Below are 11601 nucleotides of genomic sequence, written 5' to 3'. Positions count from 1 at the left end.
GCTGCGTTCTCGGAGGAGGAGCGCAGCGGGGGAACCGTGAACGCAGTGGGGTGGCTCACGCCTCCCGCGCGTAGGCAGCGGGAGGGTGGCCCACCAGCTGCGTGAAGGCCCGGACCAGGTGCGACTGGTCGGCGTAGCCCAGGCGCGCCGCCAGCCCGGCCCAGTCGACGTCGTCCTCGCCGTGGGCGGCCGCCACCGCGTCGAGCAGCCGGAACCGCTGCACGACCCACTTGGGACCGATGCCGACGTGGCTGCGGAACCAGCGCTGCAGCGTCCGCAGGCTCACCCCGGCCAGGTCCGCGAGCTGTCCGGCGCGCACCAGCGCCGGGTCCTGCTCGGCCCGCTCGACGAGGTCGGCGAGCCGGCCGACCAGCGGGTCGTCCTCGCGCGGCAGCGCCGCGAGCCAGCGGCCGAGCACCTCGGCCCCGTCCTCCGGGCGCTCGCACGCCAGGACCTCCTCGGCCACCGGGCGGTCGTCGACGCCGAGCACCTCCACCGCCCGGACCTCGCGGTCCTGCAGCGCCCCGACGTCACCGCGCAGCAGCGGCCGGAACCCCGCCGGCCGGAACCCGGCGGCGACCGTGTGCCCCTGCCCGACGAGACGCCTGCTGAACATCCGCTGGTGCACGCCGGTCACCACCAGCCGCGGGCCGTCGGCGAGGACCTCGGCCGAGACGTGCACGACCGGGCGCGGCACGACCTCCTGCTCGTGCGGCTCGGGCACGTCCCAGCGCACCCACCAGAAGTAGTCCACCAGGTCGGCGAGCCCGGCGTCCGGTCCGCTGCGGCCGACCTCGATCCGCTGGCGCGCGCGGCTGGGGTGCAGGACGGCGTGCGAGCGACCGGTCGGGGTGGGCACGACGCCACCCTAGGCCGCGCCCGTGTCGCGTTTGTCCAAGCGCGCGGCGCCCGGGCGAGGACAGGATGGGACGACCCCACCCGACGAGCAGAGGAGACGCCCGTGGCCGAGCAGGACCGGACCGCACGCATCGCGATGGTGACCCTGGACTGTGCCGAGGTCGCACCGTCCGCCGACTTCTGGTCGGCGTTCCTGGGCTGGGAGGTGGCGGCGAGCACCGACGACTACGCCATGCTCACCTCCCCCGACGGTGGCCCGGCCCTCGGCCTGGGACGGGTCGAGGGGCACCAACCGCCCGCGTGGCCCGACGAGGGCGGGCGCAAGCAGTTCCACCTCGACCTGGCCGTCGACGACCTCGACGCGGCGGCCGAGCGGGCCGTCGGCCTCGGTGCCCGCCTCGCGGACCCGCAGCCGGGCGAGACCTGGCGGGTGCTCCTCGACCCGGCCGGGCACCCGTTCTGCCTGACCGACGCGGCCAGCTGGGGCTAGGCGGGGCGTTCAGGCGCCCGTCGCGCGCCGCACGGAGTGGACGGGCGCCAACGGCGGCTCCCCCGCGCCGGCGTGCACCGGCGGCACGGGCGCGCCCTCCTCGAGCAGCTCGCGCCACCGCTCGCGGTCGTGGGCGGCGGGCCGGGTCGTGCGGATGAAGTCGCGCACGATCCTCACGAACCGCTCCGGGTGGTCCTTGTGCGGGAAGTGCCCCGCGTTGGGGATCACCTCGATCCGCGCGGTCGGCGCGAGCGCGCCGGCGTTGCTCGCGTGCGTCACCGGCACGACCATGTCGTCGGCGCCCCACACGACCAACATCGGCATCGCCTCGGTGAGGTAGGCGCGGTCGGCCATCGTCACGATCTGCCCGCGCCAGTCGACGACCGCGCGGACCACGTGGCGGATCGCGGCCCGGGTGCGCGGGTCGGCGAAGGAGTCGTAGATGTCGGCGACCTCGTCGAGGTCGCGCAGCTGGCTCACCCCCGAGCGGGACAGCAGGCGCATCGCCGTGGTGGTCGCGTGGCGGAGCCCGGGCAGCGCCAGCACGCCCATCGCCTGCTGGAAGCCGGGCGTGGTGATCGCGCGGACGGCCGGGCTGACCTCGGGGCCGAGGCCGCCGGAGCCGACCAGCACGAGCCGCTCGGTGCGCTCGGGGTACTGGTAGGCGAACTGCATCGCCACGCCGCCGCCGAAGCTGTGGCCGACGACGGTCGCCGTGTCGACGCCCAGCACGGTGAGCAGGTCGCGCATGCCGTTGGCGTAGCCGCCCACGCTGTAGTCGGCCCGGGGCTTGTCCGACGCGCCGTGACCCAGCAGGTCCGGCGCGATGACGGTGTGGGTGCGCGCGAGCGACTCGATCACCGGGTCCCACGTGGTGTGGTCGCACGCCAGCCCGTGCAGCAGCAGCACGACCGGCCCGGACCCGCGCCGGACGTACGCACGGCGGTGCCCGTGCACGGTGACGTGCTGCAGGTGCGGGTTGCTGCGACGGCGCACGCGGACTCCATGGGGGGTGGGCCGGGGGTGGGGGTCCCGGGATTCAACCAGACCGGCGACGCGCCGGGCCCACCCGCACCGGCGGGACGGCGCGCCGATGCCGGATCGTGACCTGTCGGGCGGCGTTCGTGGGAATCCCACTACCAGCCCACCCCCACTACAGTCGACCCCGTGCCCGCCTCCCGTCGTCGCGCCGCCGACGCGCTCCGCAGCTCCGCCGGTGCCCTGAGCACGGCCGCGACCGGCCGGATGGCCACCGACCTGCCCTGGTTCGACGACCTCAGCGCCGAGGACCGCTCGTGGGTCGGCCTGATCGTCCAGGCCGGGATCCGGGGCTTCGTGGACTGGTACGACGGCGAGGTCGAGGCCGCCGCCCACGACCCCCTCGCCGTGGTCGTGTTCGGCGCCGCGCCCCGCGAGCTCACCGGTGTCATCTCGCTGCAGCAGACGGTCGAGCTGGTCCGGCTCAGCATCCGGGTCGTCGAGACCACCATCGACGACCTGCTCCACCCCGAGGACGCCCGCCAGGTCCACGACGCGGTCCTGCGCTACGCCCGCGAGGTGGCGTTCGCCACCGCCGCGGTCTACGCCCGCGCCGCCGAGTCGCGCGGCGCGTGGGACGCCCGGCTCGAGGCGCTGGTCGTCGACGCCGTCGTGCGCGCGGAGGCCGACGAGACGGTGCTCTCGCGTGCCAGCGCGCTGGGGTGGGGTGCGCACGGCGACGTGGCGGTCGTGCTGGGCACCACGGCCCCGCACCGCGCCGAGCTCGACGTCTTCGAGTCCGTGCGCCGCTCGGCGCGCGCCGGCGGCATGGACGCCCTCTGCGCCACCCAGGGCGAGCGGCTCGTCGTGGTCCTCGGCGGGGTCTTCCGACCCGCTCAAGGCCGCCACCCGCCTGCTCGACCACTTCGGCGACGGGCCGGTCGTCGTCGGCCCGGTCACCGCCGACCTCGCCCACGCCAGCGCGTCGGCGCGGGCCGCGCTGTCCGCCCACCGCGCCGCGGCCGGCTGGCCCGACGCCCCGCGCCCGGTGGCCAGCCGCGACCTGCTCCCCGAGCGCGCGCTGGCCGGCGACGGCCACGCCCGGCGACACCTGGTCGACGAGGTCTACCTCCCGCTCGTGGCCACCCGCGGCACCCTGCTGGAGACACTGGGGGCGTGGTTCGAGCACGGCGCCTCGATCGAGGGCACGGCCCGCGCGCTCTTCGTCCACCCCAACACCGTGCGCTACCGGCTGCGCCAGGTCACCGAGGTCACCGGGTGGTCGCCGACGCGCCCGCGCGAGGCGTTCGCGCTCCAGCTCGCGCTCATCCTGGGGCGTCAGTCCGGCCGCACGGAGCTCTGACCCGGTCGCACCGCTTTTGTAGGGAACCTACAAGGTTCCGGGGGTGACTTTCGTCGGCGTCGGACCCGCGGCCACGCCGTCGGACCCGGCAGAGTGGTCCCGTGCTCGTCATCGTCGCCCCCGGTCAAGGGGCCCAGACCCCCGGTTTCCTCACCCCCTGGCTCGAGGACCCGGTGTTCGCCGGTCGCTTCGAGTGGCTCTCCACCGTCGCCGGCATCGACCTGCCGCACTACGGCACCGAGGCCGACGCCGAGACGATCCGCGACACCAAGGTCGCGCAGCCCCTGCTCGTCGCCACCGGCCTGGTCGCCGCGCTGGACCTGTTCCCGCACCCGGCCGACGCGTTCTCGCGCATCGGCGCGGTCGCGGGCCACAGCGTCGGCGAGCTGACCGCCGCGGCGGGCGCGCGGGCGATCACCGCCGAGCAGGCGATGGTCCTCGTGCGCGAGCGGGGCAACGCGATGGCCGAGGCCGCCGCCACCACCGCGACCGGCATGACCGCCGTGCTGGGCGGCGACCGCGACGAGGTCCTCGCCGCCATCGAGGCGCACGGCCTCACCGCCGCCAACGACAACGGTCCCGGCCAGGTCGTCGCCGCCGGCACCATGGAGCAGCTGGCCGCCTTCGCCGAGCAGCCCCCCGCCAAGGCGCGCCTGATGCCGCTCAGCGTCGCCGGCGCCTTCCACACCCACCACATGTCGCCCGCCGTCGACCGGCTCGGCCACCTGGCCCGGTCGGTGTCGACCCACGACCCGCGCACCCCGGTCATCTCCAACAAGGACGGGCAGGTCGTCCACGACGGCCGCGAGGTGCTGCGCCGGATCGTCGGCCAGATCTCGAACCCCGTCCGCTGGGACCTGTGCCTGGAGACGATGACGGACCTCGGCGTGACCGGCATCCTGGAGATGCCTCCGGCCGGCACCCTCACCGGCATCGCCAAGCGGGCCCTCAAGGGCGTCGAGACCTTCGCGCTCAAGACACCCGACCAGCTCGACGCCGCCCGCGAGTTCTGCGACAAGCACGGCGAGGCCTCGATGATCGAGACCACCCCCACCTGGCGGATGATCGTCTCCCCCGCGAAGGGGACCTTCCACCTGTCCTCGGAGGCCGTCGAGCGCGACATGCTCGCCCCGGGCGCCACCATCGGCGCCGTGGCCAGCCTGCGCGACCGGACCGACATCACGGCCCCGCACGGCGGCTCCGTGGTCGAGTGGCTGGTCGAGGACGGCGACCTCGTCTCCCCCGGCCAGCCCCTGCTCCGCCTGCACCCCGAGGCCACGCACTGATGGCTCCCATCGCCGCCACCACCGGCGCTCCGCACGCGCGCATCCTGGGAATGGGCTCCTACCGCCCGACCCGCCTCGTGCCCAACTCCGAGGTCGTCGACGCGATCGACTCCAGCGACGAGTGGATCCAGCAGCGCTCCGGCATCCGGACGCGTCGCTGGGCGGGCCCCGAGGAGTCCGTCCAGATGATGTCGGTCGAGGCGTCGCGAGCCGCGATCGAGCGCGCCGGCCTGTCGGTCAACGAGATCGACTGCGTCGTCGTCGCCACCGTGAGCCACCTGCTGCAGACCCCCGCCGTCGCCACCGCGATCGCCCACGAGCTCGGCACCGACGGCGCGGCCGCCTTCGACATCTCCGCCGCGTGCGCCGGGTTCTGCCACGGCATCGCGATGGCCTCCGACATGGTCCGGGCCGGCAGCGCGCGCCACGTCCTCGTCGTGGGCGTCGAGCGGCTCACGGACATCCTCGACCTCACCGACCGCGGCACCGCGTTCATCTTCGCCGACGGCGCGGGCGCCGCCGTCGTCGGCCCGAGCGACACCCCCGGCATCGGCCCGGTCGTGTGGGGCTCCGACGGCGAGCAGTTCGACCTGATCCGCCAGCGCGAGGACTGGCGCGACGTCGTCGGCACCACCACGCAGCCCGGCTCCGGCGTGATGCCCCACCTGACCATGCAGGGCAACCCGGTGTTCCGGTGGGCGTCCTTCGCGATGGCCAAGATCGGCCAGCAGGCGCTCGACGTCGCCGGCGTGTCCCTCGACGAGCTCGACGTCTTCGTCCCCCACCAGGCCAACATGCGCATCATCGACGCCATGGCGCGGTCGATGAAGCTCCCGCCCTCGGTCCGGATCGCCCGCGACGTCGCGGACCAGGGCAACACCTCCGCCGCCTCGATCCCGCTCGCGCTCGACCGGATGATGCTCGAGGGCGAGGCCCGCAGCGGCGACACCGCCCTGCTCATCGCGTTCGGCGCCGGCCTGGCCTACGCCGCGCAGGTCGTCACCGTCCCCTGACGCACCCCCCGTACCCACCCAGCACCACCACACAGAAGAAGGGAAGGCCCATGGCCACCACCGAAGAAATCCGCGCCGACCTCGCCGACATCGTCAACGAGGTCGCCGGCGTCGACGCCGACGACGTCCAGCTGGACAAGTCGTTCGTGGACGACCTCGACGTCGACTCGCTCTCCATGGTCGAGGTCGTCGTGGCCGCCGAGGAGAAGTTCGGCGTGACCATCCCCGACGACGAGGTCAAGAACCTCAAGACCGTCGGCGACGCCGTCGCCTACATCGAGCGCGCCCAGGGCTGAGCCCGCCCGCGCGTCGCGGGCGGCCGTCCAGCACGGCCGCCCGCGTCCCGGTCCCCTCCACCACTGCGAGAACGGATACCCCTCCTGATGCCCTCGACCCGCGTAGTCGTCACCGGCCTCGGCGCCACCTCCCCCGTCGGCGGGGACGTCCCCACGACCTGGCAGGCCCTGCTGGCCGGCACGTCCGGCATCGCGCGCCTCGACGACGAGTGGGTCGACCAGCTCCCCGTGAAGATCGGCGGCCGCGTCGCGGTCGACCCCTCCGAGGTCCTCGAGCGGGTCAAGGCCCGCCGTCTCGACCGTTCGAGCCAGTTCGCGATGGTCGCGGCCGACCAGGCCTGGGCCGACGCCGGTCTCGAGGGCTCGGGCCTGGAGCCCGAGCGGCTCGGCGTGGCGATCGCCTCCGGCATCGGCGGCGTGACCACGCTGCTCGCCAACTACGACGCGCTGCTCGAGAAGGGCCCGCGCCGCGTCTCGCCGCTGGCCGTCCCGATGCTCATGCCCAACGCCCCGGCCGCCAACGTCAGCCTCAAGTACGGCGCCCGCGCCGCCGTCCACGCACCGACCTCCGCCTGCGCCTCCGGCAACGAGGCCATCGCGATGGCCATCGACCTGATCCGCCTCGGGCGGGCCGACGTCGTCCTGGCCGGCGGCACCGAGGCCGCGATCCACCCGCTCCCGATGGCCGCGTTCGCCAACATGATGGCGCTCTCCAAGACCGGCACCGACGACGACCGCGACCCCGCGTCGGTCTCGCGCCCCTGGGACGTGGCCCGCGACGGCTTCGTGCTCGGCGAGGGCGGCGCCGTGCTGGTCCTCGAGTCCGAGGAGCACGCCCGCGCCCGTGGTGCCACGATCTACGCCGAGGTCCGCGGGGCCGGCATCAGCAACGACGCCCACGACATCGCCCAGCCCGACCCCGAGGGTCGCGGCGGCACCCGCGCGATCCGGATGGCCCTGCGCGAGGGCGACGTCGACCCCGCCACCGTGGTCCACGTCAACGCCCACGCCACCTCCACGCCCAAGGGCGACATCGCCGAGGGCCTCATGCTCCACGCCGTGCTCGGTGAGCACGTCGACCGCTGCGTGGTCACCAGCACCAAGTCGATGACCGGTCACCTGCTCGGTGGTGCCGGCGCGCTGGAGGCCGTCGCGACCGTGATGGCGCTGCACGACCGGGTCAGCCCGCCGACGATCAACCTGGACGACAAGGATCCCGAGGTCGACCTCGACATCCCCACGTCGCGCCGCGACCTGCCCGCGGGCGACGTCGTCGCGCTCAACAACTCCTTCGGCTTCGGGGGCGCCAACGTCGCCGTCGCCTTCTCCAGCCTCTGATCCGCCTCGGAAAGGCCACCACTGTGACTGCCACCGCTGCGAAGCCGGCCAGGCTCCCCCGCGAGGAGGACCCGCGCAACCCGGTCCACCGCCTCACCGCGCTGCTCGACGAGGGCACCCTCGAGCTGATCACGCCGGACGACGAGTCGGGCATGCTCGCCGCGGTCGGTCGCGTCGACGGCACGCAGGTCGTCGCGTTCTGCAGCGACGCCACGGTGATGGGCGGCGCCATGGGCGACGTCGGCTGCCGGGTCGTGGTCGACGCCTACCACCGGGCGATCACCGACGGCGTGCCGATCATCGGTCTCTGGCACTCCGGCGGCGCCCGCCTCGCCGAGGGGGTGCTCTCCCTCCACGCGGTCGGCCGCATCTTCCAGGTGATGACCCAGGCATCCGGCGTGATCCCCCAGATCTCCGTCGTGCTGGGCCCCGCCGCCGGCGGCGCCGCCTACGGGCCGGCGCTCACCGACGTCGTCATCCTGGGCCCGGAGGGCCGGATCTTCGTCACCGGACCCGACGTGGTCCGCTCGGTCACCGGCGAGGACGTCGACATGCTCCGGCTCGGCGGACCCGAGCCGCACGGCCGCCGTTCGGGCGTCGTGCACATCCTCACCGAGTCCGAGCGCGAGGCGCTCGACCGGGCGCGCACCGTGGCGTCCCTGCTCGGCGCCCAGGGCAGCCTGGCCGCCGACTCCGTCGAGGACCGCGACCTCGGCGCCCTGCTGCCGGAGTCGAAGAAGCGGGCCTACGACGTGCACCCGCTGGTCGACGGGCTGCTCGACGAGGGCACCATGCAGGAGCTCCACGCCCGCTGGGCGCCCAACATCGTCACCGCCCTCGGCCGCTTCGGCGGTCGCACCGTCGGCGTCGTCGCCAACAACCCGCTGCGCCTCGGCGGGTGCCTCGACTCGCTGTCGGCGGAGAAGGCGTCCCGCTTCGTCCGCATGTGCGACGCCTTCGGGGTGCCGCTGGTCGTGCTGGTCGACGTCCCCGGCTACCTCCCCGGCGTCGGCCAGGAGTGGGACGGCGTCGTCCGACGTGGCGCCAAGCTGCTGCACGCCTTCGGTGAGTGCGTGGTCCCGCGGGTCACCCTGGTCACCCGCAAGACCTACGGCGGCGCCTACATCGCGATGAACGCCCGCTCGCTCGGCGCGACTCGCGTCCTCGCCTGGCCCGGCGCCGAGGTCGCCGTGATGGGGGCGGTCGCCGCGATCCGCATCCTGCACCGGCGCAAGCTCGCCGAGGTCTCCCCCGAGATCCGTCCCCAGGTCGAGGCCGAGCTTGCCGCCGAGCACGAGCGGATCGCCGGCGGCGTCGACAAGGCCGTCGAGATCGGCGTGGTCGACGAGGTCGTCGAGCCGACCCGGACCCGCGGCGCCATCGCCGCGGCCATGCGCCACGAGATCGACACCGCCGGCGTGCGGCGCGGCCGGCACGGCAACATCCCGCTCTGAGCGCGGGCGACCCGTGACGTAACGCAGGTCACACCCGCTCGTTGGACCTCCAGACCCACTCGGAGGTGCCGATGACGAGCCTGCTCGTGACCGCGGTGATGACGGCCTCGACGCTGCTGCCGCTCCCGCCGCTGCCGCCCACCGGCGAGCCGACACCGGAAGCCACCCCGGACCCGGTCTCCGCGGTCGTCGAGGGTCCGGACGACCGGCTCCGCCGGGGGTGCCACGACTACGCGCTCCGCTACGCCGTGACCGTCCCGGACGACGACTGGTCGCTCGACCTCGCCATGCGCGCCCGCGACGGGCGCGGCGTCAACGCGCAATCGCTGCTCGGCCCGAACGACCCGGTGTCCGGCGTGCTGCCCTTCCGGCTGTGCGGGCGCGCCACGAGCCCCGGTCGGTTCACCGTCACCGGGGTGCTCGTCTCCTACAGCAGCACGCAGGAGGCGCGGGCGGCGGTCACCGAGACCTTCCGCCTGCGCCGGCGTCGCTGACGGCTGCTCTCAGACGACCTGGTGCAGCCACCGCACCGGAGCGCCCTCACCCGCGTGCCGGAAGGTCTCGAGCTCGTCGTCCCACGGCTTGCCGAGGAGCTGGTCGATCTCGAGGAGCAGCGTCGTGTCGCCGAGCGCGGCCTTGACCACGGCGGCCTTGAGCCGGTCCTCCGGGATCAGGATGTCGCCGTGCGGCCCGGTGATCGCGTGGAAGATGCCGAGGTCGGGCGTGCACGAGAAGCGCGTGCCCTCGGTGGAGCTCGTCGGCTCCTCGGTGATCTCGAAGCGCAGGTGGTTCCAGCCCCGCAGCGCCGAGGCGACGGCAGCAGCCGTGCCGGCGCTGCCCGTCCAGGACAGCTCCGCACGGTAGGCCCCCGGCTGGGCAGGCTGAGGCGTCCAGTCGAGCGACACGGCCACGCCGAGCACTCCGCCGACGGCCCACTCGATGTGCGGGCAGAGTGCGGAGGGCGCAGAGTGCACGTAGAGGATGCCCCTCGTTCCCGGACCGTCCGGGCGCGAAGCAATGCGTGTGGTCACCATGACCTCCTTGAGTTCCGACGCTCCAGATGCGCCTTCCCCAGCGTTCTGTCGTCGTTGCTCTCGGAGCCGTAGTGACACGTATGTGATTAGTGGCTCCATTGTGACCCATGAGGCGGCCGAAAGCCAGCACGCCGCGACACGTCCGGGGACGCGTCGCGGCGCGGTTGCTCCGAGGGCCCGGAGGCCGGGGACGGCGCTAGGCCTGGCGGCGCTCGAGCAGCTCGGCACGCTCCGCGGCATCGGTCAGCTGCTCGCTGTCGATCGCGTGGGTGCGGTGGAACCAGGCGAGCGCGTCGGCCTCGCGGCCCGCGGCCTCGAGGGTGTCCGCGTACGCGTAGCGCAGCCGGACCACCCAGGACGAACGGCTCTTGGACATCAGCGGCGCGAGCTCCAGGGTGCGCAGGGCGGCGTCGAGCTGGCCCATGTCGCGACGGGCGCCGGCCTCGACGAGCGTCATCTCCGCCTTCGCCTCGGGGATGAAGTTCGCGACCGACGGGCTCTTCGCCAGCTTGATGGCCTGCTCGGGGTTGCCGAGGGCGCGGTGGCAGTCGGCCATGATCGGGAGGTAGTCGGTGGCGCCGTTCATGCGCTTGGCGGCTCGGAGCTCCGCGAGGGCCTCGGCGTAGTGGCCCGCGGCGTAGGCCGCCTCCCCCGTCGCCTCCCGCACGACCGCGAGGCGCGAGGCGCGCGCGCGAGCCGCGAGGGTGTGCTGGTAGGCCGTCTCCGGGTCCTCGTCGATCAGCAGCCCGGCGGCGGCGAGGTGCCGCGCGACCCGCGCAGCCAGCTTCTCGGGCAGACCCTTCAGCTGCGCCCGCACGCCCCGGTCGAGCTCGGCGCCGGTGACGTCCTCGGGCAGGTCGGGGCCGTCGTAGACCGACTGCTCGGTCGTGCGCGGCCGCTCCTCGGAGCGCGGTCGGAACGCACGGTCCTGCGAGCCGACGGGACGCCGGCCGCTGCCGCCTCCCTTGCCGGCGGGCTTGCCGCCGGCCGGCTTGCCACCACCCGCGGGCTTGCCGCCCTGGTAACCGCCGCGCGACGAGGACCCCTTCGGGCCACCGGTCCGGCCGGCGCCACCCCGGGAGTCGCTGCGGGAGTCGCCACGGGAGTCGCTGCTGCGGCCGCCGCCCTGGGCGCCCCTCGAGGAGCCGCTCCGGCCCGATCCGGACGCGCCACCGCGCCCGCCGCTCGCTCCACCACGAGACGGTCTCTGTCCTCGACGGTCCTCGGCCACAGCCGCACTTCCCTTCTCACGCATCCGGCCCCCGGTCCCGGGGCAACCGTACTCACTTCTGCCATGAAATGGCGCAGGGGCCACCAGTGAACTGGTGGCCCCTGCCAAATGTTTGTCCGGCGGCGTCCTACTCTCCCACAACCTCTCGGTTGCAGTACCATCGGCGCTGAAAGGCTTAACTTCCGGGTTCGGTATGGGACCGGGTGTTTCCCGTTTCGCTATGGCCGCCGTAACTCTTTCAACTCAACTCGTCCTGACTT

At 74.1% G+C, this 11601-nt stretch carries 12 protein-coding genes, 1 rRNA gene and 1 pseudogene; 9 read left to right on the top strand and 5 right to left on the bottom strand.

Going from position 1 to position 11601, the window contains the following annotated elements:
* Positions 1-55: 55 nt before the first annotated feature.
* Positions 56-859, bottom strand: coding sequence for a helix-turn-helix domain-containing protein (locus tag LN652_RS20905; protein ID WP_230442502.1), 804 nt, complete (start codon positions 857-859; stop codon positions 56-58).
* 102 nt (positions 860-961) lie between these two features.
* Here LN652_RS20905 and LN652_RS20900 point away from each other — a divergent pair, with 102 nt between their 5' ends.
* Positions 962-1348: a VOC family protein gene (locus tag LN652_RS20900; RefSeq protein WP_230442501.1), complete on the top strand. Its 387-nt coding sequence runs from the start codon at positions 962-964 to the stop codon at positions 1346-1348.
* A 9-nt stretch (positions 1349-1357) separates the two neighbouring features.
* On the opposite strand, the gene LN652_RS20895 is transcribed toward LN652_RS20900, so the two are convergent.
* Positions 1358-2344: an alpha/beta fold hydrolase gene (locus LN652_RS20895; protein ID WP_230442500.1), complete on the bottom strand. Its 987-nt coding sequence runs from the start codon at positions 2342-2344 to the stop codon at positions 1358-1360.
* Positions 2345-2593: 249 nt separating this feature from the next.
* On the opposite strand from LN652_RS20895, the pseudogene LN652_RS22205 reads away from it, so the two are divergent.
* The 8 genes and pseudogenes from LN652_RS22205 to LN652_RS20860 all read left to right on the top strand — a co-directional run.
* Positions 2594-3274 (top strand): annotated as a pseudogene (locus tag LN652_RS22205) (PucR family transcriptional regulator); the annotation flags it as partial.
* A 100-nt stretch (positions 3275-3374) separates the two neighbouring features.
* Positions 3375-3689 (top strand): PucR family transcriptional regulator, encoded by a 315-nt coding sequence (locus LN652_RS22200; protein WP_407941565.1) that lies wholly within the window; start codon positions 3375-3377, stop codon positions 3687-3689.
* 101 nt (positions 3690-3790) lie between these two features.
* Positions 3791-4975, top strand: a complete 1185-nt coding sequence (locus LN652_RS20885) for an acyltransferase domain-containing protein (RefSeq protein ID WP_230442498.1) — start codon at positions 3791-3793, stop codon at positions 4973-4975.
* Positions 4975-5988 (top strand): beta-ketoacyl-ACP synthase III, encoded by a 1014-nt coding sequence (locus LN652_RS20880; RefSeq protein ID WP_230442497.1) that lies wholly within the window; start codon positions 4975-4977, stop codon positions 5986-5988. The genes LN652_RS20885 and LN652_RS20880 overlap by 1 nt, the downstream gene beginning before the upstream one ends.
* A gap of 50 nt (positions 5989-6038) precedes the next feature.
* Positions 6039-6284 (top strand): acyl carrier protein, encoded by a 246-nt coding sequence (locus LN652_RS20875; protein WP_129456799.1) that lies wholly within the window; start codon positions 6039-6041, stop codon positions 6282-6284.
* Positions 6285-6371: 87 nt separating this feature from the next.
* Positions 6372-7622, top strand: a complete 1251-nt coding sequence (gene fabF, locus LN652_RS20870; RefSeq protein WP_230442496.1) for a beta-ketoacyl-ACP synthase II — start codon at positions 6372-6374, stop codon at positions 7620-7622.
* Positions 7623-7645: 23 nt separating this feature from the next.
* Positions 7646-9076: an acyl-CoA carboxylase subunit beta gene (locus LN652_RS20865; protein WP_230442495.1), complete on the top strand. Its 1431-nt coding sequence runs from the start codon at positions 7646-7648 to the stop codon at positions 9074-9076.
* Positions 9077-9147: 71 nt separating this feature from the next.
* A complete protein-coding gene (locus tag LN652_RS20860) occupies positions 9148-9570 on the top strand; it encodes a hypothetical protein (RefSeq protein WP_230442494.1) in 423 nt (140 codons plus the stop codon).
* A gap of 9 nt (positions 9571-9579) precedes the next feature.
* On the opposite strand, the gene LN652_RS20855 is transcribed toward LN652_RS20860, so the two are convergent.
* From LN652_RS20855 to rrf, 3 genes are all read right to left on the bottom strand, one after another.
* A complete protein-coding gene (locus LN652_RS20855) occupies positions 9580-10110 on the bottom strand; it encodes a DUF3145 domain-containing protein (RefSeq protein ID WP_230442493.1) in 531 nt (176 codons plus the stop codon).
* 196 nt (positions 10111-10306) lie between these two features.
* Positions 10307-11341 (bottom strand): tetratricopeptide repeat protein, encoded by a 1035-nt coding sequence (locus tag LN652_RS20850; RefSeq protein WP_230442492.1) that lies wholly within the window; start codon positions 11339-11341, stop codon positions 10307-10309.
* Positions 11342-11455: 114 nt separating this feature from the next.
* Positions 11456-11573 (bottom strand): 5S ribosomal RNA (rrf, locus tag LN652_RS20845).
* Positions 11574-11601: the final 28 nt, after the last annotated feature.

Origin of the sequence: Nocardioides okcheonensis, assembly GCF_020991065.1 — a bacterium.
GTDB classification, from domain to species: Bacteria; Actinomycetota; Actinomycetes; order Propionibacteriales; family Nocardioidaceae; genus Nocardioides; species Nocardioides okcheonensis.
This window is presented reverse-complemented; position numbering and strand designations above follow the sequence as displayed.

Bases quoted from the DNA above. Each gene is read 5' to 3' on its own strand.
- LN652_RS20855 (WP_230442493.1), bottom strand. From the start codon at position 10,110: ATGGTGACCACACGCATTGCTTCGCGCCCGGACGGTCCGGGAACGAGG.
- fabF (WP_230442496.1), top strand. From the start codon at position 6,372: ATGCCCTCGACCCGCGTAGTCGTCACCGGCCTCGGCGCCACCTCCCCC.
- LN652_RS20860 (WP_230442494.1), top strand. From the start codon at position 9,148: ATGACGAGCCTGCTCGTGACCGCGGTGATGACGGCCTCGACGCTGCTG.
- LN652_RS20875 (WP_129456799.1), top strand. From the start codon at position 6,039: ATGGCCACCACCGAAGAAATCCGCGCCGACCTCGCCGACATCGTCAAC.
- LN652_RS20880 (WP_230442497.1), top strand. From the start codon at position 4,975: ATGGCTCCCATCGCCGCCACCACCGGCGCTCCGCACGCGCGCATCCTG.